The organism is Comamonas sp. (assembly GCF_009360615.1).
In the GTDB taxonomy this organism is placed as follows: Bacteria; Pseudomonadota; Gammaproteobacteria; order Burkholderiales; family Burkholderiaceae_C; genus Comamonas.
Genome location: NZ_SPEY01000028.1, coordinates 49,586 through 74,933, shown reverse-complemented (window position 1 = coordinate 74,933; position 25,348 = coordinate 49,586). Strand labels below are relative to the sequence as shown.

The window sequence follows — 25,348 nt, the reverse complement described above, 5'->3', positions numbered from 1 at the left end:
ATGTGGAGCATGATACAAAAGAGGTGGTGCCCGATTTGACGCATGTGTCTTGCGCTGGCTCAACGGCCGTCATGGTGGCTGTCGCATCATTCGGGGCCTGACCGCAGCGACGCTGCAGCCTTGTGGAGGTTCATGATGCAAAAGCGCCAGTTTCTCGCCACCGCAGCTTCGCTGACGGCATGGTCTTCAACGCCCTGGCTTGCGGGCTGTGCTTCGCCTCGTCCGAAGACTGCGCTCAAGCCCGCCGAGATGATTTTCTATGGCGGGCCCATCCTCACCATGAATGACGCCCAGCCCCAGGTGGAGGCGGTGGCCGTCAGCGCCGGGGTGATTGCCGCCGTCGGCTCGCTGCAGGAGCTGGGGTCCTTGCGCGGTCCTGCAACCCGCATGGTGGACTTGCAGGGGCGCACCCTGATTCCGGGCTTTGTGGACCCGCACAGCCACATCGGCGGCGTGGGGCTGCAGGCCATTTCGGCCAATCTGCTGCCTCCGCCCGATGGTGGCAATGCCTCCATCGCCGACTTGCAGCAGACGCTGCGCGAGTACATCAAGACCTCGCCCGAAGTCAGGCAGCTGGGTATCGTGCTCGGCTTCGGCTATGACGATTCCCAATTGCGTGAGCGCCGTCACCCCACGCGCGACGACCTCGATTCCGTCTCCCGGGATCTGCCGATAGCCGTGATCCATCAGTCCGGACATTTTGGCGCACTCAATTCCACGGCCCTGGACCGTGCCGGCATCGGCCCCGGCACGCCCGATCCCGAGGGCGGCGTGATCCGCCGCCGTGCAGGCAGTCGAGTGCCCAACGGGGTGCTGGAGGAGAATGCCTTTTTTCATACCCTGGGCCGGATCATGCCCAAACTCACGCTGGAGCAGTCCATGGACTGGCTGGAAAAAGCCCAGCAGCTCTACCTGGAGTTTGGATTTACCACCGTGCAGGACGGTCGTTCCGACGCGGGTGCCATTGCCACGGCCATGGCGGCGGCCGAATCTCGCCGGCTGCTCATCGACGTCGTCTCCTACCCGGACATCCTGCAACTGGGTGACGGCGCGCTGGCCAACCAGCTCAAGTTCAGCCGCAGCTATGTCAATCGCTTCCGCATCGGTGGGGTCAAGCTCACGCTCGACGGCTCGCCTCAGGGCAAGACGGCCTGGCTGACCGAGCCCTATCGGGTGCCGCCCGATGGCCAGCAGCCCGGCTATCGTGGCTATGGGGTGCTCAGCGATGCCAGGGCCAACGAGCAGGTGGCCCGGGCCATTCACAATGGCTGGCAGATTCTGGTGCATGGCAACGGCGACGCGGCGATCGACCAGTTCATCGCCGCTGTGCGCGCCAGCGGCCCCGTGGAGCAGGCGCGTGCCGTGCGTCCGGTGCTGATCCATGGTCAGACCTTGCGGCGCGACCAGGTAAGCCAGCTCAAGGAACTGGGTATTTTTCCATCGCTGTTTCCCATGCACACCTTTTACTGGGGCGACTGGCACCAGGATTCGGTGCTCGGCGATCCGCGCGCGCAGAACATCTCCCCGACAGGCTGGGTACTGGGCGAGGGCATGGTGTTCACCTCTCATCACGATGCGCCGGTGGCCCTGCCATCGTCGATGCGCGTGCTCGATGCCACCGTGAATCGCACCACTCGTTCGGGGCGTGTGCTGGGGCCGGAGCATCGTGTCTCGCCATGGATTGCGCTCAAGGCGCAGACCATCTGGTCGGCCTACCAGCATTTCGAGGATGATCGCAAGGGCTCCATCGAGGTCGGCAAGCTGGCTGACCTGGCGGTGCTGTCGGACAACCCGCTGACAGTGCCGCCGCATCGGCTTGCAAGCCTCCAGGTGATGGAAACCATCAAGGAAGGGCGCTCGGTGTACAAGCGCGGGGCGTGAAGCTGGCTTGGTGATGGCGCGGTTGGCGCTTTCCAGGTAAGCGCTTGGGTGAGTTTGCGTGGATTTATGCGTCGCGTGAGCCGATCAGGGCGCGCAAAGCGCGCTCCAGCTGCACGGCATTGTCTTGCACCAGCAGCCATTCGGGCTGCAGGACTGGCTCTGGCGTCGGTGGAGAAGGGCCGTCATCCAGGGTCGCCAGGGGATCGTCGGCCTTGAGGGCCACCACGGTGGGCTGGTTGGCCAGATCCATGCAGGCACGCGTCAGCCAGCGGCAGTAGTCCGCCACCGCGGTGGGGGGCGCGATCCCGGTGTGTACAGTCGCGCGGTTCAGACTCTCGGCCAGCAGCAAGGCCGTGGCGTAGACGCGCACCGCATGGCGGTCATAGCGGCGGGTGACAAAGGCCAGCCGCTCGGCGTTGAGCCGTCCGCGCAGCGACCAGCGGCGCGAGGAATGCGCCTGACCCACGGCGGCACGCAGGGCGGCCAGCGATTCGTGGGCCAGCGACAACTGCCCAAGGGCGGTTTCAGCCGCATCGGCTTTCTGCTGCTGGCAGGCCTTGAGAGTCAGATCCAGTCCATTGGCCAGCTGCTTGAGAAAGATCGACGCGGCCCGTCCCATATCCTTGATGGGATTGGAGGTGAGCAGCACCTGGCTGAAGATCAGGCCGACGGCGGCACCTACCGTAACGTCCAGCAGGCGAGCTCCGCCCGCCATGCTGGGGCCGAGCACCAGCACCAGAATCACCGAGACCCCGGCCTGAATCGGCACCACGGGCGCAGGGCCGATGATGGCACCCAGCAAAATCGAGAGGAACGCGCCCAGGCTCATGCGCAGCAACAGGTGCTGCTCGGGCAACTGCCACAGCAGATCGCCAATCACGATGCCCAGGGTACAGCCGATGAGCAGACTGCGCGCCTGTTTCAGATGGCTGGGCAGTCCCGGGGCGAGGCAGATCACCGCGGTGACCACAGCGAAGGCGGGCTTGGGGTGGCCCCAAAGCTGCTGGGCGATGACCCAGGCCAGCATGCTGGCCAGTGCGGCGGCCAGTGCATCCCGCAGGGCCAGCCTGGCCCGCGATGGAAAAGTGGTCCTGGCACGACGCCAGGCCAGAATGAAGGGGGGGCTCCAGCGCAATCTCGAACTCCTTGGCGTAGCGGTCGATCAGACGGTCATTCCAGGATGTTAGGGGGCACAGCGAGATTGCCCTGTGGGAAATACGCCACGTCATCCGAAATGCAGCGGTGTTGCGTCTGAGTCCGCCGAGTCCCCGTATGGTGGCGGGGCCTTGCGAAACCCGCTGGTGACGAAGGCCAGGTAGCAAAGGCCGAGGCTTGCCCAGATGAGGCCCGATTTCAGGGACACGGGCTCCACCTCCAGCCACATGACCCCCACGCTGACGAATCCCAGCGCCGGTGTGACCACGTAGCGCAGCCTGTCCCCAAGGCTGTGCCAACGGCCCTGACGCCACACATATTCGGCCATCACCGAGAGGTGGACAAAGCTGAATGCTGTCAGGGCACCGAAGCTGATCAGTGCGACCACATATTCCAGGCTCAGCCAGCCTGCGCACAACGCTATCGCGCCCACCAGCACGATGTTGTGGGAAGGCGTGAAGGACCTTGGGCTGATATGGCCGAAGAAGCGCTTGTGAATCACGCCGTCGCGACCCATCACATACATCAGGCGCGATACGCCCGCGTGGGCCGCGATGCCCGAGGCCATGACGGTGACAATGGCAATGGACAGCACCACCGACTTGAACAGCGCTCCGCCCACCAGAGCGAGAATTTCGGGCTGGGTTTCGTCCACGGCCGCGAAATATTGTTTCGGGTCACCGGGGAAATACAGCTGCAGGAAATAGGTGGCTGCGATAAAGATCAGTCCGGAGATCAGTGCCGTCAGAAATATGGCCTTGGGCAACGTATTGCGCGTGTCGCGGGTTTCTTCGGCCAGCGAGCTCAGCGCGTCAAAGCCAGTGAATGAAAAGCACAGTATGGTGGCTCCCGTGATCAGTGCTCCGACTTCGGCCTGCGCGCTCCAGAACGGCGTCAACGTCCACAGGCCCTGGCCGCCGTGCTCGGCAATCGCTCCCAGGGCGTTCTGGCCGGCATGCAGGTCGCGCCAGACCAGGGCCGTGAAGATGGCAATCACGAGCAACTGCAGGCAGACGATCAAGCCATTGAGATGAGCGACAAACCGGATGCCGCGCAGATTCACGCAGACCATCAGCGCGGTCAGGCCGATGATCCAGACCCAGTGGTTGACCTCGGGGAACATCGAACTCAGATAGATCCTGGCCAGAAGGATATTCACCATCGGCGAGAGGAGATAGTCCAGCAACGACGCCCATCCCACCATGAAACCCACATGGGGGTGGAGGGCCTTTTGCGCATAGGTATAGGCCGAACCCGAAGAGGGGTAGCGGCGGATCATGTGGCCGTAGCTCAGCGAGGTCAGGAGCACTGCGAGCAATGCAACGAGGTAGGAGGCGGGCACATGCTGCAGCGAATCGCGCGAGACCATGCCGAAGGTGTCCAGCAGCGTCATGGGCTGGATATAGGCCAGGCCAATGACGACCACATGCCATAGGAGCAGTGTCTTTTGCAGGCGGGCGGGGGTGAGGGGCAAGGCCGTCGAGGCCGGTCGATCAGTCAGTGCAGTCATCTTCTACATGATCCAGGCAGCGGGCACAGGATGTGTGCCGACCTGGGGGTGGCCAAGCGGAGGGAGATGAGTCCTGGGCCGGTCGCCACCGTGATATCAAGGGGCCGGATGCACCCCGAGGCAGGGCACCGTTCGCTGGTGGCGCGATGCCGGGCGGGAGGCAGGGTTTGCCCGCATTATCGACGTTTGTGTCTCCTCAGGCGGATCACGCAAGCATCGCATTCTTGACAGGGCAGCGGATGCATGCACTGCCATCCGTGAAGATCCCCTCACTCCTCCTGCAGCAAAGCCTGAATGCAGTGCCATTCGGCCGTGGTCACCGGGGTGATGGACAGGCGATTGCCTTTCTGCAGCACACGCATCTGAGCCAATGGGGCTTGTCTGCGCAGTTCGTCCATCAGCAGGGGCCGGGTTTTCTTCAGTGCCTGCACATCCAGCGTCAGCCAGCGGGGGGTGTCGACCGGGGACTTGGGGTCGTAGTAAGGGTCTTCGGGATCAAACTGTGAGGGGTCTACGCGCAGATTGCCGACAATGCGCGCCAGGCCGTAGATGCCGGGTTCGGCGCAACTGGAGTGCCAGTAGAGAACGCCGTCACCGACCTGCATGTCGTCACGCATGAAGTTGCGGGCCTGGTAATTGCGCACGCCGTTCCAGGCAATGGTCTTTTCGGGCGCTGCCAGTGCGTGGTCGATGGAGTATTCGTCGGGCTCGTTCTTCATGAGCCAGTAACGCCGGGTTTGGGGGCTGCTGTCGTTCATCGCTGGATGGTCGTTGAGAAAGTGGCTGCCTCAGTCGAAGGGGGGGCGCTGCCAGGGGCCGCGATCCTGCGGCTGCCAACTGCGCACCAGATCGCTATTGCGCTGCAGCAGGTCGCGAGTGTCCAGCCAGCGGCCAGGAATGTCCAGCTCGGCCTCCCGGGCCACGCGCATGCAGTCCTGGATATGGCGCTCTCCCAGATAGCGCAGCGTGGCGTAGCCTATCGATGCGGCTGCGAGCTGGCCCAGCAACGGCACATATTTGGCGGCCTGCCTGGTGCTCATGCGCAAGCCCATGGCTTTGCCAACGCGCAGCACCATGTCGCGGGTGATGAATTTGCCGATCAGCACGGAGCCGACCATGGCGACGGCTTTCTGGACCTGCTCGCGCTTGTCTGGAGTGAGCTGGTCGAGCTGCTCGGGTGTCAGTCCGAATTCCTGGTTGATGCGTGGATAGAGCCGTGCGAGGAGGGCGGCGTCGGTAGCCCAGTCCAGGCCCGGTATGGGAATGGTGCTGGCTGCCGCACTGATGAGCGCACGCTTTTTGAGAAGCTTGCGGGCTCGTGCAGCGGCCTGTGCAATGTCCTTGCGCTCTGCTCTGGTCGCGCTGAGATTTCTCAAATTCGGGTCTGTTTTCCACATATGCGGCAAGAGTATGCGGGAAATGGAAAAGGGCCCGGGGGCCCTTGGGTTCGGAACTTGGATTCAGTTGGCCTTGTCGCGCACCATGCCGTAGATAAACAAAAGAACCACGGCCCCGACCACCGAGGCAATCCAGCCTGCGGTTTGCCCGGGCTGGTACCAGCCCATGGCCGAGCCAACGTAGGTGGCAACAAACGAACCCACGATACCAAGAAGAATGGTCATGATCCAGCCCATGCTGTCATTGCCGGGCTTGATGGCCCGTGCAATCAGACCGACGACGAGACCGACGATGATGGTTCCGATGATGGACATATTCCGTTCCCTGTGGGTGCTTTGACGAAATTGACTCTACGCGGGCCCAAAGCGCCCCTCTGTCGGACGATTCTGAATGTCGGCGCGAGCGGGTTCCTTTCGTGAGTGCAGACAGGGGTGTTGCCAAGGCATGACACAAAAACGCCTGCATGAAGCAGGCGTTTATGGCGGACGCTGAGGGCGAGTCAGGGCTGCAGAGGGCCCAGGGCACTGTAGGCGGCTGCCGTGGCTGCGGAGGCATCGGCACCTTCGACACGGCGGGCACCGTCGAAGCGACGCGCCCAATAGGACGTCTGCATGCTTTCCACACGCACGCTGGCACCGGTGCGCGGTGCGTGGATGAACTTGCCGTCACCCACGTAGATGCCGACATGGCTGAATGCTCGGCGCATGGTGTTGAAGAACACCAGATCACCAGGCTTGAGGTCGCTGCGGTCAATCTGCTGAGTGGCACTGGCCTGTTCGGCAGAGACGCGAGGCAAAACCTTGCCCATGGTCTGGGAGTAGATGGCACGCACAAAACCGCTGCAATCGAAGCCGGTTTCCGCATTGGTGCCACCCAGGCGATAGGGGACGCCCAGGAAGCCCATGGCCGTCACCACCAGATCCGAGGTTTTTTCGGCCACGTTCTGACGCGCTTCACGAACGAAGTCGGTCGTTCTCTCGGCCACGGAGTGGCGAGCTTCGCGCAACTGAGTGATGAGGCTGCGGTTGACCAGCAACTGGGACATGTCGTCATCACGCTGCTCGCCGGGTGCTGCGTGCGCGGAGGTAACGCCGACAAATAGAAGTGCAATAAGCCATCGGGACATGGGGCGAGAGGGTAACACGTTCATTTGTAGGATGGGGACTCTATTTCCAAATTTTTCTCTCGGTTTTTGATGCAGCACAGCAAGTGAGCTGCAGGCATAAGCTTATTGCGTGAGATGCTCTCAAATCTGCAGCGCATCGAGGTCCGTGATTGCCCCATTGCGGTGCATGCAGCCCTTGGATGCACCCATTCATGGTATTGACGTGCAAACGGCCTTGCATTGGCGGACTTTCTGTCCCGGCATGCGCTTGCAGCGACAATAGCGCCATCGACTGCCGCCGATGCGACGTACTTTTCCCGGTGCATCGCGTGCCTGTCTCCGTGAGCGCCGCGTTTTTGAGTCGCAGGCTGGACGCCGTTTTAAGAAAGATATTCCATGCTGTTAGAAGCTTCCGAGTCGCAATTGGTTCTGGTGGATTACCAGGACAAGCTGATGCCCGTCATCCATGAAGGCGCGCAAGCGCTGGCCAATGCCGTCAAGCTGGCCAAGATGGCGCAGCTGCTGGAGGTGCCTGTCTGGGGGACGGAGCAGAACCCTTCTCGTCTGGGTGCCAACAATGCGCAGCTGAAGGCGCTGTGCCAGAAGACGCTGGAGAAAATGTATTTCAGCGCCGTGCCTGAAGGGCTGGGCGAGTGGCTGCGACCTCCCGCCAAGCCGCAGGGCGGCAATGCGCGCAGCCTGCCCAAGCATCTGCAAAAGCCCCAGCAGCAGGCGCCCGAGCGCAATATGGTGGTGATCGCGGGCTGCGAAACCCACGTCTGCTTGCTGCAGACGGCGCTGGAGTTGCTGGAGGACGAGTTCGATGTATGGGTGGTGACCGATGCCTGCGGCTCCCGCACCGAGCGTAACCGGGATGCGGCGTTTGACCGTCTGGCGGGGGCCGGGGCCGAGCTGGTGACCACCGAGATGGTGATGTTCGAGTGGCTGCGCACCTGTGAGGACCCTGCCTTCAAGGAGATGCTGGCCCTGGTCAAGTAATCGCTGCGGCGATTCAAGGAAAAAGCGCCCTGGGGGCGCTTTTTCCTTGGCCGGCGTACAGGCAGGTCGTGCCCGGTTCATGCGGGCCGCCACCGACGGCGATGCGGGCGGCTTGCGCGGGAATCCGAGGGCACTCGTCTTGCTGCCGTGACGCGGTGATTGTGACAACCGTGCGGTCTGCCTCGGGCAGGGACCCGAAACTGAATATGCGTGATTCTGCATCTCGTGCAGCACATGCCGAAGTCAATCGCTGTCAGTTTTCGGCAAGCGCGTTATGAATAATTATGAATTCAGAAAACTCTCTGCAAAAGACGGAGAGTCAAGGAGACATATTCATGACCGTGCGTTTCGAAGATTTTTACCAGCGCTCCATTGGTGATCGCGACGGCTTCTGGGCAGAACAGGCCGAGCTGGTCGATTGGAAGCAGAGGCCGCAGCAGATCTGTGACTACAGCCAGCCGCCATTTGCCAAATGGTTTGTGGGCGGCACCACCAATCTCTGCCATAACGCCATCGACCGTCATCTGGCGGCGCGCGGCGATCAGAATGCGCTGATCGCCATTTCCACCGAAACCCAGACCGAAAAGGTCTACAGCTACCGCGAGCTGCATGCGGAAGTCAACCGCATGGCAGCCGTGCTGCAGTCGCTGGGCGTACAAAAAGGCGACCGCGTGCAGATTTATATGCCCATGGTTGCAGAGGCCTGTTTTGCCATGCTGGCCTGCGTGCGCCTGGGTGCCATTCACTCCGTGGTGTTTGGCGGCTTTGCCTCGGGCGCGCTGGCGTCGCGCATCGACGATGCCGAACCCAAGGTCATCATCAGCGCCGATGCGGGCTCGCGCGGCGGCCGTGTCGTGGCTTACAAGCCTTTGCTGGACGAAGCGCTCAGACAGTCCAGCCACCAGCCCGCCGCCGTGCTGATGGTCAACCGCGGACTGGCTGAAATGCCCATGAAGGCGGGCCGCGACCATGACTGGTCGGCCTTGCGTGCTCTGCACATGAACGCACAGGTCGATTGCGTCTGGGTGGAGTCAACCCATCCAAGCTATACCCTCTACACTAGCGGCACCACGGGCAAGCCCAAGGGCGTGCAGCGTGATACGGGCGGCTACACCGTGGCCCTGGCGGCCAGCCTGCCGCATATCTTCGATGCCCATGCCGGACAGACTTTTTTCTGTACCAGCGATATCGGCTGGGTCGTGGGTCACAGCTACATCATCTATGCGCCGCTGATTGCGGGCATGGCCACGGTGATGTACGAGGGGCTGCCGGTCAACCCCGATGCAGGCATCTGGTGGAGCATCGTCGAGAAATACAAGGTCACGCACATGTTCTCGGCGCCAACGGCGATTCGCGTGCTCAAAAAGCACGATGCGGACTATCTCAAGCGCTACGACCTCTCCAGCCTCAAGGCGCTGTGGCTGGCCGGCGAGCCACTTGACGAGCCCACGGCGAGCTGGATCAGCCAGGCCATCGACAAGCCCATCATCGACAATTACTGGCAGACCGAGACCGGCTGGCCCATCATGACGTTGTGCAACGGTGTGGAAAAGCAGGCGACGCGCTTCGGCAGTCCGGGTCGGGCAGTCTATGGCTACAACGTCAAGCTGATCGATGACGCCAGCGGCGAGGAGCTGACCCAGGCAAACCAGAAGGGCGTGCTGGCGATTGAAGGTCCGCTGCCCCCGGGCTGCATGCAGACGGTGTGGCGTGATGACAGCCGTTTTGTCAACACCTACTGGAAGAGCATTCCGGGTCGTCTGATCTACAGCACCTTCGACTGGGGCATTCGTGACGAGGATGGCTATTACTTCATTCTTGGTCGTACCGACGATGTGATCAATGTGGCGGGGCATCGCCTGGGCACGCGCGAGATCGAGGAGAGCATCTCTGCCCATGCCCAGATTGCCGAAGTGGCCGTGGTTGGCGTTGCCGACCCTCTCAAAGGGCAGGCGGCGCTGGCCTTCGCCGTGGTCCGCGATGCGGCTCTGGTGGCCGATGAGGCCTCCAGCAAGGCTCTGGAAGCCGATGTGATGAAGCTGGTCGACTCGCGTCTGGGCGCGGTTGCGCGTCCGGCGCGCGTGATCTTCGTCACGGCGCTGCCCAAGACACGCAGCGGCAAGCTGCTGCGTCGGGCCCTGCAGGCCGTGGCCGAAGGTCGTGACCCGGGGGACCTGAGCACTATGGAAGATCCGGCGGCACTGGCCCAGGTGCAACAGCGGCTGTAACTTCGGCAACGTTGTTGCGCAGCGTCACTCCCGAAGCAAGCGCTGGCCGGAGGCACGCCGGTATGGGGGGAGTCGGGAGCTCAGGGCCTGCGTCCATCAAGGCGCAGGCCTTGCTGTTTGCAGCCTAAAATCGCCCGATCGCGCCGCGCAGTCCGCTGCCCGGCGTCATGGAATTGAAAAACTTCGAGAAAGAGCTGTCGTGCAAGTTGCATCCTCCATCTTCAAGGCCTATGACATTCGCGGCATCGTGCCGTCGACACTGACCGAGGAAGTCGCACGCGGCATCGGCCGCGCATTCGGCATGGCGGCGCTGGCCGCCGGCGAGAAAAGCGTGGCGGTGGGCCGTGATGGCCGTCTGTCGGGACCCGCACTGTCTGCAGCATTGATGCAGGGCCTGACCGAGGTGGGCGTGAACGTGATCGACATCGGTCTGGCCACCACGCCCATGCTGTATTTTGCCGCCGCCACCCTGTGCACCAGCGGCATTCAGGTGACAGGCAGCCACAACCCCAAGGATTACAACGGCTTCAAGATGGTGCTGGCAGGCCGCGCTATCTATGGCGAGGAAATCCAGGCGCTGCGCGTGCGCATGGAAACCGAGGACTGGACCATTACCGGTGCCGGGCAGATCAGCAGGGCCGACGTACTGGCCGATTACACCGCCCGCATCGTAGGCGATGTGAAGCTGGCGCGGCCCATGAAGATTGTGGTGGACTGCGGCAACGGGGTGGCCGGTGCATCGGCTCCCGCCATCTTCCGTCAGATGGGCTGCGAGGTGATCGAGTTGTTCTCCGAAGTCGACGGCAACTTCCCCAATCATCATCCTGATCCCAGCAAGCCCGAGAACCTGCGCGATGTGATCCATGCCCTGCAGACCAGCGATGCCGAGCTGGGTCTGGCCTTTGACGGTGACGGTGACCGCCTGGGCATCGTGACCAAGGACGGCCAGAACATCTTCCCCGACCGTCAGATGATGCTGTTCGCCAAGGATGTGCTTTCGCGCGTGCCCGGCGGCTCCATCGTGTTCGACGTCAAGTGCACCCAGCGTCTGGCCCCCGAGATCGAAGCGGCTGGCGGCCAGGCCGTGATGTACAAGACAGGGCATTCGCTGGTCAAGGCACGCATGAAGGAGTTGGGTGCGCCGCTGGGCGGCGAGATGAGCGGGCACATCTTCTTCAAGGAACGCTGGTACGGCTTTGACGACGGCACCTATGCGGGCTGCCGTCTACTGGAAATCGTCAGCCGCGAAAGCGATCCCAGCGCGGTGCTCAACGCCTTGCCGACCAGCTTCTCCACGCCTGAACTCAATGTGGCCTGCGCCGAAGGCGAGCCCCATCGTCTGGCCGCCGAGCTGCAGGCACTCGCTGCCACGGAGTTTGCTGAACCTGCCCGGGTCAGCACGATCGACGGCCTGCGCGTGGACTGGGCCGATGGCTTCGGACTGATCCGCGCCAGCAACACCACGCCGGTGCTGGTTCTGCGCTTCGAAGGCCATACACAGCAAGCCCTGCATCGCATTGAAGCGCAGATGCTGGCCTTGCTCAAGCGGGTCAAGCCCGATGCCCAGTTGGGCGCTTCCGCGCACTGATGACGGCAGCGCGCAAGCATGGTCAAACCGGCTCCCATGAGCATTGCCCGTGCGCTGTTCAGTGCCGTGGCCTGGGCAGTGCAGCCGCTGGTGCGGCGCAAGCTGCGCCGCAGAGCGCTGGCTGAGCCGGGCTACGGCGTGGCCGTGCCTGAACGCTTCGGCCATTACCAGCCCGCAGACCTGGGGTGCGAGGGGCGCGGACGTTGGGTGTGGATTCATTCGGTGTCGCTGGGCGAGACCCGAGCCGCCGCCATTCTGCTCAAGGCCTTGCGCGAGCGCATGCCTGCGATGCGTCTGCTGCTGACGCACAGCACCGCGACGGGGCGGGAGGAGGGAGGCAAGCTGCTGCACGAAGGCGATTTGCAGGTCTGGCTGCCCTGGGACTCCCTGGGGGCCACCAGGCGCTTTGTCTCGCAGTTCCGGCCTGCCGTGGGGGTGCTGATGGAAACCGAGGTCTGGCCCAACCTGATTGCGGTCTGTGCCAACGCCGGTGTTCCTCTGGCCCTGGCCAATGCCCGTCTCAATGCAAAGTCCGAAGCCGGAGCCTTGAGAGTCGGCTTGCTGTCTCGCCCTGCGTATGGCGCGCTGGCGGCCGTCTGGGCGCAGACCGAGGCCGATGCCCGACGACTGCGCAATGTGGGCGCCCGCGTGGATGCGGTACTGGGCAATCTCAAATTCGATGTCCGGCCTGATGCTGCCCAGATCGCCCAGGCTGGGCAATGGCGCGCTGCGCTGTCGCGCCCGGTGCTGCTGTTTGCCAGCAGCCGCGAAGGTGAGGAAGCGATGTTCATCGATGCGCTCAAGGCCTTGGGCGATGCTGCAGCGGCCGTGCAGTGGCTGCTCGTTCCGCGTCATCCTCAGCGCTTTGACGAGGTGGAGAGCATGCTCGGCCAGGCGGGCTTTGCGGTATCGCGGCGAAGCCGTTGGGGGGCCATGCCTCCAGAGCAGTCCGGCGCGATCTGGCTGGGCGATTCGTTGGGCGAAATGCCCTTGTATTACGGCCTGGCATCGGCTGCCCTGATGGGGGGGAGCTTTGCTCCCTTCGGCGGACAGAATCTGATCGAAGCGCTGGCCTGTGATTGTCCCGTGATACTGGGACCGCACACCTTCAATTTCAGCCAGGCCTCCGATCAGGCCCTGCAGGCCGGCGCGGCTCTGGCCGTGGAGGACATGTCCACAGGCTTGAGCCAGGCTCTGGGTTGGGTGGCAAGGCCGGATCGCCTTCGGGCCGCCGTGCAATGCAGTCGTCAGCTGGTGCAGGCCAATCGCGGCGCGGCGGTGGCCACGGCCAAGGCCATTCAGGCGCTGATGAATGCCCCTTAGCAAGGAGCGTACAAGGCTCTATCGTTGAGTGCTTGCGTCCGAAATTCTGCCTGACACCTTGCAGCCTGCTTGCCGAGCTGCCTTAACGTTTGACAATTTTGGCAGCAGGCTTTCCAGCCACCATGCGGTTTGTGGTGGCGGGTATGGCTGCAGCCGCAGGGGCGATCGTGGGCGTGCGTGTCAGTGCGTCGATCATGTGCAGATCGTCGTCGGTGAGCACGCCAGCGGCCTGGCGCAGCTTGAGCTGCCCAAGCAGCACCTGGTAGCGCGCATTGGCCAGGTCGCGCTCGGTCTGGTAGACCTGACTCTGGGCGTTGAGCACGTCGATATTGATGCGCACACCCACCTCGTAACCCATCTTGTTGGCTTCCAGCGCACTCTGGCTGGAAGCGAGCGCTGCTTCCAGTGCCTTGACCTGGGCTTGGCCGGACTGCACGCCCAGGAACGCGGTGCGTGTGGCCTGCTCCACGCTGCGGCGGGCATCGTCGAGCTGGGCGCGGGCTTTCTCTTCCAGCGCCACGGTTTCCCTGATGCGGTTCTGCACCGCAAAGCCCGCAAACAGCGGCATGTTCATGACTACGCCGATCTGGGCAGCGTTGGTGCGATAGCTCAAGGGAATGGATGGAGTCATGGAGCCGTTGGGATAACGGTTGACCACGTAACCGGCCTGCAGGTCCACGGTGGGCTTGTGGCCGGCCTCGGCCTTCTGCGTGTCCAGCCTGGCGATGTCCAGGGCCAGCTGGGCCTGGCGCAACTGGGGCTGTGCCGCCAGAGCCTTGTCCACCCAGTCCTGCATATTGTCGGGCTCCACCCTGGGCAGGGTCAGCGGCGCGGCCAGCGGCGTGGGCTGAATGCCGACGCGGCCCACAAGCTGATCCAGGGCCACGCGCCTGACCTGCAGATCATTCTGGGCGACGATTTCTTGGGCCGTGACCAGATCGTAGCGGGACTGTGCTTCGCGTGAATCGGTGATGGTGGCCGTGCCGACTTCGAAATTGCGCTTGGCCATTTCGAGCTGGTCGCTGATGGCCTGCTTTTGCGACTGGGCGACCCGCACGCTGTCCTGGGCAGCCAGCACATCGAAATAGGCCTGGGCCACACGCACGATCAGGTTCTGGGCTGCCGCATCCAGCTGGGCCTGCGCCACATCCACGCCGCGCTGTCCCTGCTCGTAGGCAATCTTGTTGGCAGGGCGGTACAGGGGCTGCTGGGCGCTGAGCTGCACGTTCTGCTGCGTGTTGTTGAAGCTGCTGGCCATGCCGGGCAGGGGCACCGAGGTATGGATGTCCACATGGCTGCGGTTGGCACCTGCCGACAGGCCCACGCTGGGCAGCAGCCCGGACAGTGCCTGATCGGCGCGGCTGGCCGCAGCTCGTGCGTCGGCTTGCTGGGCCTGCCAGGTGGCGTCATGGCTGCGGGCCTGGTTCACCAGCTCGGACAAAGTCTGGGCCTGTGTCTGAGCGCTGGCCCAAACCAGCAAAACTCCCAGGGAAATGGCACGCAGCGCGTGGGCGGAGGGGACTTGCAGGGGCCTGGGCAGCTTGGTCATGGTTGTCAGGTTTGAGCGGTCTCGATCACAACGGGTAACGTGACAGGCATAGGCAGGGATGCCGGTCGGTCTCAATAACGGGGCACGCTGGGGTCGGCGCTGAGCGACCAGGCGTCAATGCCGCCGGTGATGTTGCTGACGTCTTCAAAGCCGTTATTGGCCAGAAAAGCCGCCACGCTCATGCTGCGCGCACCATGGTGGCACAGGCAGGCAACAGGGTGGTCCGGGTCCAGCTCGTGCAGGCGACCGGGGATATCGTGCATGGGAATGCAGCGCAGCTCGAAGCCGTCGCCGGGCGGGATGCTGGCCTGGGCAATCTCCCAGGGTTCGCGCACATCCAGTACCACGGGCTTGATGCCGTTCGCGGCATGAGAGGCCAGCCACTGCTGGAACTGGGCAGGCAAGACCTGGGTCAACATAAAAACTCCTGGTGGCCAGCCGTCGGATCGATGGGCCGGCCCTGACACTGAAAGACAGGCCCTGCCGGATGCACCGATGGGTCAGGGTGCAGGAAGCAGGGCGAACGCAACACGCGTTTAGAACGAGAAGCGCGAAGGCTCTTCAAAACCCACGAGGCGCGTGGCAACGGTATCCCAGGGTTGCTGGACGTCGAAGCTGCTGCCGTTTTTGGTCACCAGCGTGAAGCGCATCACGGGCGTGTGACCGACGATGGCTGCAATGCGGCCGCCTTCGTTGAGCTGGGCGTAAAGGGCATCGGGGACGTGGGCAACCGAGCCGCTGAGCACGATCACGTCGAACGCACCCTGAGCCAGGGAGGCGGTGGCACCGTTGGCCAGCTTGACTTCGACATTCTTGACGCCGGCGCTGAGCAGGTTTTCGCGGGCCATTTCCGCCAGCTCGGGGTCGATCTCCAGCGTCACCACTTCCTTGGCCTGGGCGGCCAGCAGGGCTGCCATGTAGCCGGAGCCGGTACCGATCTCGAGCACGCGGTCGGTGGGCTTGATCTTGGCGTCTTGCAACATGCGTGCTTCGATCTTGGGTGCCAGCATGTGCCAGCCCTTGGCGGCAGCTTCTTCGGCAGTGCCCTTGAGGGGGACTTCGATGTCCATATAGGCCATGTTCGCGTATTCGGGCGACACATAGTCTTCACGGTGGATCTTGCCCATCAGCTCCAGCACGGATTCGTCCAGCACGTTCCATGGGCGGATTTGCTGTTCGATCATGTTGAAACGAGCCTGCGCGTGCACATCGCGCGGGTCCACTTGGGCATTCATTGGCAGGGCCATGGTATCTCCGGGGAAAGACTTATCAGGACAAACCATCGATTCTACGAGCCTCGGAGGCTTCGTGCGGCGGCCCGTCGCTTTTTGGAGGTGCGCCTGACCATTTACGGCGCATCCAGTTGGCAAAATCGTCCAGGTAGCAGTACACCACGGGCACCACGACCAGGGTCAGCAGCGAGGAAGTGATGACACCGCCGATCACGGCCTGCCCCATGGGGGCGCGTTGTTCGGAGCCCTCGGTGACGGCAAACGCCAGCGGCACCATGCCGAAGATCATGGCCAGCGTGGTCATGAGAATCGGCCGCAGCCGCACCCTGGCTGCCAGCAGCAGCGCTTCATTGCGGGGCAGGCCCGGCTCGGTCGCGCCGCTGGCATGGTCCGTGCGAGGCTGGCGCGCGCGAATGGCAAAGTCCACCAGCAAAATGGCATTCTTGGTCACCAGGCCCATGAGCATGACCACGCCGATGATGGAGAACATGGACAGGGCCGAGCCAAACATCATGAGGGCCATCACCACGCCGATGAGCGTCAGCGGCAGCGAGGTCATGAGTGCCAGTGGCTGGAGGAAACTCTTGAACTGGCTGGCCAGAATCATGTAGATGAAGATAATGGCCAGCATCAGCGCAGAGATGGCGTAGCCAAACGATTCGGCCATGTTCTTGGCCGCGCCGCTGAACTGGTAGCCGTAGCCCGGAGGCATGGGAATGGTGGCCAGTGCTTGCTTGATATCGGCCGTGACTTCACCGGTGCTGCGCAGATAGACATTGGCGTTGATGGCGACTTCGCGGTTGAGGTTGCGGCGGTTGATCTGGCTGGGGCCGGTGCTGTCCACCACGCTGGCAACCTGGTTGAGTCGTACGATGCGCATGCCGCCGTCGGCGGCCGCCAGGGCAAACGGCAGGCGCTCCAGGTCCTGTGGCGTGGTGCGCGCCTCGGGCTTGAGCCGCACGTTCACGTCATAGGTCTGGTCGTCGCTGGCGCGCCAGTTGCCCACGGTCTGGCCGGCCACCCAGGTGCGCAGTGCGCCGGCCATCGTGCCTGTCGACAGGCCCAGGTCGGCCGCTGCTTCGCGATGGACCTCGATATTGACCATGGGCTTGTTGGGCTTGAGGCTGGAGTCCAGATCGACCAGGCCCGGAATGTCGTCGACACGCTCCTGCACGATCTGGCTCAGACGGGCCAGTTCGTCCAGATCCGGGCCCATGAGGGAGAACTCGACCTGCTTTTGGCCACCGACAGCCTCGCGCAGGCCCACATGGGTCAGCTTGATACCTGCAATGGCCTGCAGCCTGGGACGCAGATAGGCCGAAATCTCGTCCACACTGCGGCTGCGATGGTGCCGGTCAACCAGTCGCACATAGATATTGGCGTAGTTCTTGCCATTGGCATTGCCGGTATTGATGGTGGTCAGCGTGTAGCGCACCTCGGGAAGGGCGCGCAGTATGTCCGTCACCTGTGTGGCCTTGGCTTCGGTGGCTTCGATCGATGAGCCTTCGGGGGTATTGAAGCTGATCGAGGTTTCCGAGAAATCCGCCTTGGGCACAAACTCGGTACCAAGCAAGGGTACAAGAGCGATGCTTGCTATGAAAATCATGAATGCCAGCGCCAGGGTGAGCAGCTTGTGGGCCAGCGACCAGCGCAGTATGCCCTGGTAGAAGTCAGAGAGCCGATCGCTCATGCGCTCCACCCAGGCCGTCACGCGCCCCAGCGTGCGGTCGTAGAGGCTTTTGCTGCCATGTTCGCCATGGGCGTGGATTGCCGGGTCATGCCAGACGCTGGAGAGCATGGGGTCCAGCGTGAAGCTGACGAACATGGAGATCAGCACGGCCGCCACGATGGTGATGCCGAACTCATGGAAGAACTGGCCGATGATGCCGCCCATGAAGCCGATGGGCAGGAACACGGCGACGATGGAAAGCGTTGTGGCGAGCACGGCCAGCCCGATCTCCTGCGTACCTTCCATGGCGGCCTGATAGGCATTCTTGCCCATCTGCACATGGCGCACGATGTTCTCTCGCACCACGATGGCATCGTCGATCAGCAGGCCCACGCACAGCGAAAGCGCCATCAGCGTGACCATATTGATGGAAAAGCCGAACCAGTACATGAAGAGAAAGGTGCCTATCAGGGCGATGGGCAGCGTCAGTCCCGTAATCACCGTGGAGCGCCAGGAGTTCAGGAACAGAAACACGATGAGCACCGTGAGCAGGGCACCCTCGATCAGCGTCTGGCGCACATTGTCCACGCCCACGCGGATGGCCCGAGAGTTGTCTGCAATCGCCTGCAGGCGCACGCCCGGGGGAAGCTCGGGGGCGATGGCCTTGATCGCCGCGTTCAGTCCATCGACCACCTCGATAGTGTTTTCGTCCTGGGCCTTTTGCACGGACATCAGGAGAGTGCGGCGGCCGTTGTACAGCGCCAGGGTCTGCAGCTCCTGCGCATCGTCCTGTACACGGGCCAGCTGGCCGACGCGGATCGGAGCGCCGTTGCGGTAGGCCACGATGATGCGGGCAAATTCCTCGGGGCGCTGTATGCGGGCATCGATCTGCACCACGCGTTCCTGCGCCTTGGAGCGGATCGCGCCTACAGGCAGATCCTGGTTCTCGGAGCGAACCGCCTGGGCAACCTGCTCGGGGGTGATGGAGAATGACTCCAGTGCCTGGGGGTCCAGATAGACATTGATCTCGCGCCTGGTGGCTCCCACCAGGTTCACGGCGCCCACGCCGCGCACGTTCTCCAGCCGCTTTTTCAGCACCTGGTCGGCCCAGCTGGTCAGTGCAATCGCATCGGGCGGCGTCACGCTCTGGCCTTCGGGGGGGGTCTCGCCGTGCAGGGCACGGGGGTCCGGTAGCACGGCCAGTGACCAGACTGCCGTGCTGGCAGGGTCGAAGCGGATGACGCGCGGTTCCTTGACCTCGTCACGCAGCGTGGGGCGCACCGAGGCAACCTTCTCGCGCACGTCGTCGGCCGCACGGCGGCCGTCTATATGCAGCTGGAACTCGATGATGACGACGCTGGTGCCTTCGTAGCTGCGCGAGGTCAGGGCATTGATGCCCGCGACCGAGTTGACGGCTTCCTCGATCTTTTTGGTGACCTCGCTCTCCACGATCTCGGGCGAGGCTCCCGGATATTCGACCGTGACCACCACCACGGGGAATTCGATGTTCGGGAACTGGTCGACCTTGAGCCGCTGGTAGGAAAAAACGCCCAGCACCACAAAGGCCAGCATGAGCATGGTGGCCAGCACCGGGTTTTTCAGGCTGATGCGCGTGAACCACATTTAGGGGCTCCCGGGACGATCTGCATCCGCCCCCTTGGCGGGGGGGGCAGCAACCGCAGCCGGGCTCGACGCTTCGACCAGCGTGCCTTCACGCAGACCGCCGGTGCTGCCGGCCAGTATCCGGTCGCCAGCATCCAAACCTTTGAGGATCTGCACCCAGGTTGCGCCGTCATGGGCGGACTGGCGTCCCAGTTCCACGGTCTTGTGGACCACGCGAAGCTCGGTGCGACCGGCCATCTCCTGGGGCGGCTCCGGTGCGACTGCAGTCACGGCCGGCTTGCCGGCCTGCAGCACCTGTACATAGGGCAGGGGCTTGTCGGTGCGTACGGCGGCCAGAGGCACGGCCAGTTGGCTGGCGTTGCCGGTCAGTATGCTTCCCTGCAGAAACAGGCCGGGGCGCAACTGGGGAGGGCGCTGACTGCTATTATTTCTGCTGGCCTCGTCCTCTTGTACCGCCAGATAGGCCGCCACCGTGCGCGAGCCGGTCTGGGCGCTGGGATTGATGCGCACCACCTTGGCGTTGATGGCCTTCATGTCCTGCGGAGCCCCGGGCACTTGCAACTCGGCCATCTGGCCGACCTGGACCTGTACCGAATCGGCGGGGGCCAGCTGGGCCATGATTTCCAGCTTGGCCGGATCGACGACTTCGACGATGCGCGCTTCCACACCGACACGCTCGCCGTTCTGGACAAAGCGCTGGGCGATCTGTCCGTTCATGGGGCTGGTGATGACGGCGTCGGTGACGGACTTGCGGGCCGCATCGGCGGCGGCCTGCGCGGCGGCCAGATTGGCGCGGGCCGAATCCAGGTTGGCTTGGGAGGTCAGCAGCGCTGTGGTGGAGATAAAGCCTTTTTGAACCAGGGCCGCATTGTTGTCCTGGTTGCGCTGTGCAATTGCCAGCTGGGCTCTGGAAGCGTCGGCCTGCTGCTGGGCCTGGCGCCAGCGTGCCTCAACCTCCGTGGCGTCGACGCGCGCCAACTGCTCGCCCTTGCGGACACTGTCGCCTTCGCGCACTGTCAGGCCGCGCAGCTCGCCCGCGACATAGGCCTTGACCACGGCCGAGTTCACCGCCTGAACCACACCGTTGAGCGGAACACTCAAAGCAAGCTGAAGGGGCTGGACCGTCAGAATCTCCTGGGCAGCCAGTTGTATGGGGAGCTCCTGCGGAGCTGCAGCATGGTTTGTGGCCTGTTTTTTATGCTGCAGATTGACGACTGCGCGCCAGCCTATGACGACCAGCAAGCCGATGAGAGCCAGACTCAAGGCCCAGCGGCCGGAACGCTTCATGGTGTGTATCCCTCTGAGGCAGGTTTTTCTGTTCTATGCGCCACATGGTAGGTGCGCCGGACGCGGCGGATATTGCAAAGCAGCAAACAGTGTAGTGGGCGCCGTGCAGCATAGCGGTGCGGCAATTGCTGTCATCGGTGAAAACGGGTAGTCGATTTGCGCTACCCTTGAAGTGTCGTGAAAACAAGGAGCGGGCCATGGCGGTGGAAACCATTTATCTGGGAGGCGGTTGCTTCTGGTGCACGGAAGCCGTCTTCGACCGTGTGCGGGGAATAGTCGATGTGGAGAGTGGCTATGCCAATGGCCACCTGGATCATCCCAGCTACGACGACATCTGCACCGGCCAGACCGGCCATGCCGAGGTGGTGAAGCTCGACTTCGACCCCGAGGTGATCAGCCTGCGCGATGTGCTGCTGATCTTCTTCGGCACCCATGATCCGACCACTCTGAACCGCCAGGGCAACGACGTGGGCACGCAGTACCGCAGCGCGGTCTTCACCACGGATGCCGGGCAGATGGCCGAGGCACAGGCTCTGGTACAGGAGTTGCAGAATGAAAAAGCATTCGAGGCACCTATCGTCACCCAGATTGAGCCCTTGACCAACTACTGGCCCGCCGAAGACTACCACCAGGACTATTTTCTGCAACACCCGGGCCAGGGTTACTGCGCCTTCGTGGTTGGCCCCAAGGTGCAGAAATTCCAGAAAGCGTTCTCGCGCTGGCTCAAGGATTGAGCCCGATTGTCACCGGATGGCCCGGACTGCAGATACACTCTGCTGCCCTTGGCCGCTTTCACGCTGCCTCGTCGTCCGAAATCGCTTCCGTACCTTAACGTGTCATTTCACCCCCATCTGCGCCCACCCAGCCGCCCAGCCATTGCTGACGGTCGCTTGCCTGCGCGCAACGTCTGGGTGATGCGCTGGCTGATGGGGCTTCTGGCCCTGGCCATGGTTCTGGGGCCGACGCTCGGGCAGATGCACCGCGCCGTGCATCTGGGCAGCGCACCCGGTGGCAAGACCCATGCGGTGCACAGCCATGCCCAGGCAACGCTGTATTGCCTGGCCGAACGCAACAGCTGCGCCACTGACCTGGCCTGGGTGCATGCACTGTTTTCAGGGCACGGACCGGCAGAGTGCCAGTTGCTGGACCAGGCCAATCATGGCTATGCCGGTCCTGTGGCAGTGCTGGCCTTCAGCGCACCTGCGCCTGACAGTTTCATTCCCCGGCCCTTTGCTCCAGCGCCCAGAGCCGTCTTCATCGCAGCGCCGCCGGCTGCGCGTGCGCCCCCTCTTTCTCTCAGCTCCCTGGCCTAGGCATGGAACCATGTTGCGACATGGTTTGCCGCCGAGACCAGAAACTTCATAACTGATAGCTGTAAGCGCTTTATCAATAAGCGATTCTGGCTGCTTTTTATTGAAATTCCGTGCGCACTTTCTTGGATGGTCTGCGTGCGCACGGTTGCTTGTGGAACTGAGATGTCTCAACGTTTTTCGAATTCTTCCGCCCATTCCCTGCACCGCTCCCCCAAGTCGGCCCTGGCCCGCGCCATCGAGGCGCTGCAGCCCGCAGGGCGTGGGCTTGCACTGGGCACAGGGCTGGGCCTGCTGGCCTGCTCATCGCTGGCGTTTGCCCAGTCCGGTGCGGCCAAGCAGGAGTCCAGCCTGGCCGAGGTGACGGTGTCGGCGACCGGAATGGCCGCCGGCGATATGGCCACGCCTGTCCAGGTGCTCGGCGAAGAGGAACTGCGCCTGCGCCGCGCGGCAACCCTGGGCGAGACCCTGGCTGCCGAGCCCGGCATCAACGCCAGCCATTTCGGCGCGGGAGCCAGCCGACCGGTGATTCGCGGCATGGATGGGGCGCGGGTCTCCGTGCTCAGCGATGGCTCGGAGTTGCTCGATGCATCGACTGTCAGCCCCGACCATGCAGTGACCACCGAGCCCTTGCTGGCCAGGCAGATCGAAGTCCTGCGTGGCCCTTCGGCGCTGCTGTACAGCCCCGGTGCCATGGGAGGCGTGGTGAATGTGCTGGATGGAAAGATTCCGACCCAGGCGCCCGAAAAAGGCCTGGAGGGCTCGGCCGAGTTGCAGGCGGGCACGGCGGCAGGCATGTCGGCCGGGGCCTTTTCCCTGACGACGGCCACGCCGCTGAAGAACGACAACGGCCAGCTGGTGCTGCACGCCGAGGGTGTGGCCCGCAACGCAGGAGACTATCGCGTGGGCAGCGGCTGGGGCCAGAGCAAGGTTCCAGGAAGCTTCAGCCGCGGAAACACGGGCAGCGTGGGGCTGTCCTGGGTGGGCGATCAAGGCTACCTGGGCCTGGCCTATACGCGGCAGCAGGCACGGTACGGCTTGCCCGGCCATCAGCACAGCTTCGAAGGCTGCCATGCTCACGGCGATCATCTGCATTGTGGCTCCCATGACGGGCATGACCATGACCATGCGGAAAGCAGCAGCGTGCCCGTGGTCGATCTGACCAGCGAGCGCTGGGATCTGCGTGGTGAATGGCGCAAGCCGACCGCCGGTATTGCGGCCCTGCGCCTGCGCGGCGGTCTGACGAACTACCGTCACGATGAGATCGAGGACGGCAGTGTGGCCACCCAGTTCAGAAACAAGGCCCATGACCTGCGCCTGGAGATGGAGCATGAGCCCATCGCCGGCTGGCGTGGCACGCTGGGTCTGCAAACTCTCAAGCGCCGCTTCAGCGCTACGGGTGAGGAGGCCTATGTGCAGCCTACGGACACCCAGCGCCATAGCCTTTACCTGCTGGAGGAATACCGCTGGCAGGATTGGAGTTTTCAGGGCGCCTTGCGGCACGACCGTCAGCGGGTGGAGGCCGAGTTGAGCAACGAGCATCGCAGCCACAGCGCCACTTCGGCGTCGCTGGGCACGGTCTGGAAATTCCAGCCGGGCTACAGTGCATCGGCGTCTTTCACCAGCGGCAGTCGCATGCCCACGGCCGAAGAGCTGTTTGCCAACGGCCTGCACATGGCCACGGCAACCTACGAGATCGGTAATCCCGATCTGTCGCGCGAGCGCTCGCAGGCGCTGGATCTGGGGTTGGCCAAGACGACAGGTGATACGACCTGGAAGCTCAATGCCTATCACTATCGTATCAAGGGCTATATCTACGGTGCCACGCTGGATGCCCACGAAGGGTTGCAGCTGCTCCAGTACACCCAGGGCAATGCGCGCTTTACGGGCTGGGAGGCCCAACTCAGCCAGCGCCTGAGCCGCGAGCTGAGCCTGAGTGTGTTTGGCGATGGCGTACGTGCACGCCTGGAAGACGGTTCCGCGCTGCCGCGCATTCCGGCCTTGCGTGCTGGCTTGCGTGTGAATGCGCGTCTGGCAGGCTGGGACACCATGGCGGAATGGATCCAGGTGCTGCGCCAGAACCGCACGGCCCAGTATGAAACCCGGACGCCGGGATACGGCATGCTGAACCTGGGGGCCCGCTATAGCTGGAAGAGTGGTGGCAACCAGTGGCAGTTCTATGTCAAGGGACAGAACCTCACCAACCGCCTGGCCTATGCCGCAACCTCGTTCATCAAGAGCGCGGCCCCGTTGACGGGGCGCAATTTGGTGGTCGGTCTGCGAATGGACTTCTGAACCGGCTCTTGGTGACCCAAGCGGCATCCGGCCGGGTTTGCACCCTGGCCGGGTGCCGGGGTTACAGATAGTGCTGCAGATGGCGCAAGGATCGGGAGCTGTCCACACCGATCCTTGCAATCACTTCCGTTTCGGGGACGCCTGAGCGCAGCCATTGCACGATGGCTGTGTTGCGCAAGACCTGCGGCCCCACGCGTTGCAGCGGAAACTTCTGGCTGTCCTCGGGCTGGGCCCGATGTGCGCGTTGAATGATCTGTGATGCCACATGGAACAGCATGCGTACCGACAACTCGCCGCCACGGCGCGAGTAGAAAACGATATGGTTGCCTTCAATCACTGATGGCCCGCGCTGTGCGGCGCTGAATCGTCTCCAGTTTTGCAGGGCCTGGGCCACGGAGTCGGGCAGCTCAAGCAGCCGTTGCTGAGCATTTCTGCCGCCTTCTATCTGCAAGTAGCGGGGCAGGGGCGATTCTCCGTCTGCAATGCTTTCCGAGCTGCCAACCCAGACCTGATCGGCACTTGAAAGCAGGTTCTTCCATAGCAGGCAGCGTACTTCCTCGGGGGCCAGCGCCATCTCGTACAGCAGCAGGACGATGGCACGATCACGTGCATCCTGATAGCTGTCTGCGCTGGGAAAGTGTCTTGGCAGTGATTGCCAGAGCAGGGGGGGCAGACAATGTCCCTTGCCATCCTCCGAAGGGGGGCGCTCTGTCGGCTCAAGTCCGGTGGCCGGGTTGGTGTTGACCCAGCCGTGCTCGATGGCATGGTCGTAGATGCGCTCCAGCAGCCGCCAGTAGCGGCGGCGGGTGACCGGACTGATCTTGCGCCCGGGGTGGTGATGCGCGCGTTGTCCGTCGCGTATCTGCAGGAAGCTCTGCACATCCAGCTCGCTTGCCTGATGCCAGGACTTTGAAGACCGTGGTCTGCGGGCAGGGCGCTTTTTATCGCCGATAGCAGCGTGTCCGGACAGATGCATCAACCAGGCATGCCAGACCTTTTCATAGTTGCCGTCTGGAGAAGTGTCCAGCGCATCCCAGCTCTTGCTGCCCTCATGTTCGAGCCAGTCGCGAAACAGCTGGCTTCCGGTTGGCAGTGTGGATGGATCAGGAGACAGCCGACGCTGAATGCTTTCTTCTTGCATAGAGTCATTCTAATGTAACTTACATGATTAATTCATCACGATCAAAAAACATTCA

Annotated in this window: 20 protein-coding genes; 8 read left to right on the top strand and 12 right to left on the bottom strand. The window is 63.1% G+C overall.

Going from position 1 to position 25,348, the window contains the following annotated elements:
- Positions 1-135: 135 nt before the first annotated feature.
- Positions 136-1,881, top strand: coding sequence for an amidohydrolase (locus E2583_RS10320; protein ID WP_367158593.1), 1,746 nt, complete (start codon positions 136-138; stop codon positions 1,879-1,881).
- A gap of 64 nt (positions 1,882-1,945) precedes the next feature.
- On the opposite strand, the gene E2583_RS10315 is transcribed toward E2583_RS10320, so the two are convergent.
- From E2583_RS10315 to E2583_RS10290, 6 genes are all read right to left on the bottom strand, one after another.
- Entirely contained in the window at positions 1,946-3,016 is a 1,071-nt protein-coding gene (locus tag E2583_RS10315) for an FUSC family protein (RefSeq protein WP_291595468.1), read from the bottom strand.
- Between the two features lie 90 nt (positions 3,017-3,106).
- Positions 3,107-4,546 (bottom strand): APC family permease, encoded by a 1,440-nt coding sequence (locus E2583_RS10310; protein ID WP_291595466.1) that lies wholly within the window; start codon positions 4,544-4,546, stop codon positions 3,107-3,109.
- Positions 4,547-4,815: 269 nt separating this feature from the next.
- Entirely contained in the window at positions 4,816-5,304 is a 489-nt protein-coding gene (locus E2583_RS10305) for an EVE domain-containing protein (RefSeq protein ID WP_291595463.1), read from the bottom strand.
- Between the two features lie 30 nt (positions 5,305-5,334).
- A complete protein-coding gene (locus tag E2583_RS10300; protein ID WP_291595461.1) occupies positions 5,335-5,943 on the bottom strand; it encodes a hypothetical protein in 609 nt (202 codons plus the stop codon).
- 63 nt (positions 5,944-6,006) lie between these two features.
- Positions 6,007-6,258: a GlsB/YeaQ/YmgE family stress response membrane protein gene (locus E2583_RS10295; protein WP_291595459.1), complete on the bottom strand. Its 252-nt coding sequence runs from the start codon at positions 6,256-6,258 to the stop codon at positions 6,007-6,009.
- 185 nt (positions 6,259-6,443) lie between these two features.
- Positions 6,444-7,070, bottom strand: coding sequence for a C40 family peptidase (locus E2583_RS10290; protein ID WP_291595457.1), 627 nt, complete (start codon positions 7,068-7,070; stop codon positions 6,444-6,446).
- A gap of 375 nt (positions 7,071-7,445) precedes the next feature.
- Here E2583_RS10290 and E2583_RS10285 point away from each other — a divergent pair, with 375 nt between their 5' ends.
- The 4 genes from E2583_RS10285 to E2583_RS10270 all read left to right on the top strand — a co-directional run bounded on the left by E2583_RS10285 (position 7,446) and on the right by E2583_RS10270 (position 13,187).
- The gene (locus E2583_RS10285; RefSeq protein WP_291595455.1) at positions 7,446-8,048 is read left to right on the top strand and encodes an isochorismatase family protein; all 603 of its coding nucleotides are present in this window, start codon (positions 7,446-7,448) and stop codon (positions 8,046-8,048) included.
- Positions 8,049-8,383: 335 nt separating this feature from the next.
- Positions 8,384-10,276: a propionate--CoA ligase gene (locus E2583_RS10280; protein ID WP_291595454.1), complete on the top strand. Its 1,893-nt coding sequence runs from the start codon at positions 8,384-8,386 to the stop codon at positions 10,274-10,276.
- Positions 10,277-10,475: 199 nt separating this feature from the next.
- Positions 10,476-11,864 (top strand): phosphomannomutase/phosphoglucomutase, encoded by a 1,389-nt coding sequence (locus tag E2583_RS10275; protein WP_291595453.1) that lies wholly within the window; start codon positions 10,476-10,478, stop codon positions 11,862-11,864.
- Positions 11,865-11,882: 18 nt separating this feature from the next.
- On the top strand, positions 11,883-13,187 hold the full coding sequence (locus tag E2583_RS10270; RefSeq protein WP_291595452.1) for a 3-deoxy-D-manno-octulosonic acid transferase: 1,305 nt from the start codon (positions 11,883-11,885) through the stop codon (positions 13,185-13,187).
- 82 nt (positions 13,188-13,269) lie between these two features.
- Here E2583_RS10270 and E2583_RS10265 read toward each other — a convergent pair whose 3' ends face one another.
- The 5 genes from E2583_RS10265 to E2583_RS10245 form a co-directional block, all read right to left on the bottom strand.
- Positions 13,270-14,736, bottom strand: a complete 1,467-nt coding sequence (locus tag E2583_RS10265) for a TolC family outer membrane protein (RefSeq protein ID WP_291595451.1) — start codon at positions 14,734-14,736, stop codon at positions 13,270-13,272.
- A gap of 71 nt (positions 14,737-14,807) precedes the next feature.
- A complete protein-coding gene (locus tag E2583_RS10260; protein WP_291595449.1) occupies positions 14,808-15,155 on the bottom strand; it encodes a rhodanese-like domain-containing protein in 348 nt (115 codons plus the stop codon).
- Positions 15,156-15,272: 117 nt separating this feature from the next.
- The gene (locus E2583_RS10255; RefSeq protein ID WP_291595447.1) at positions 15,273-15,983 is read right to left on the bottom strand and encodes a protein-L-isoaspartate O-methyltransferase; all 711 of its coding nucleotides are present in this window, start codon (positions 15,981-15,983) and stop codon (positions 15,273-15,275) included.
- 22 nt (positions 15,984-16,005) lie between these two features.
- Positions 16,006-19,260, bottom strand: a complete 3,255-nt coding sequence (locus E2583_RS10250) for an efflux RND transporter permease subunit (protein WP_291595445.1) — start codon at positions 19,258-19,260, stop codon at positions 16,006-16,008.
- Positions 19,261-20,547, bottom strand: coding sequence for an efflux RND transporter periplasmic adaptor subunit (locus tag E2583_RS10245; protein WP_291595443.1), 1,287 nt, complete (start codon positions 20,545-20,547; stop codon positions 19,261-19,263). It lies immediately after the preceding gene.
- 197 nt (positions 20,548-20,744) lie between these two features.
- On the opposite strand from E2583_RS10245, the gene msrA reads away from it, so the two are divergent.
- The 3 genes from msrA (at position 20,745) to E2583_RS10230 (ending at position 24,152) form a co-directional block, all read left to right on the top strand.
- On the top strand, positions 20,745-21,281 hold the full coding sequence (gene msrA / locus E2583_RS10240; protein ID WP_291595441.1) for a peptide-methionine (S)-S-oxide reductase MsrA: 537 nt from the start codon (positions 20,745-20,747) through the stop codon (positions 21,279-21,281).
- Positions 21,282-21,437: 156 nt separating this feature from the next.
- On the top strand, positions 21,438-21,860 hold the full coding sequence (locus tag E2583_RS10235) for a hypothetical protein (protein ID WP_291595440.1): 423 nt from the start codon (positions 21,438-21,440) through the stop codon (positions 21,858-21,860).
- A gap of 162 nt (positions 21,861-22,022) precedes the next feature.
- Positions 22,023-24,152, top strand: a complete 2,130-nt coding sequence (locus E2583_RS10230) for a TonB-dependent receptor (RefSeq protein WP_291595438.1) — start codon at positions 22,023-22,025, stop codon at positions 24,150-24,152.
- A gap of 61 nt (positions 24,153-24,213) precedes the next feature.
- Here the strand turns inward: E2583_RS10230 and E2583_RS10225 are convergent, their stop codons facing one another.
- Positions 24,214-25,293, bottom strand: a complete 1,080-nt coding sequence (locus E2583_RS10225) for a site-specific integrase (protein WP_291595437.1) — start codon at positions 25,291-25,293, stop codon at positions 24,214-24,216.
- Positions 25,294-25,348: the final 55 nt, after the last annotated feature.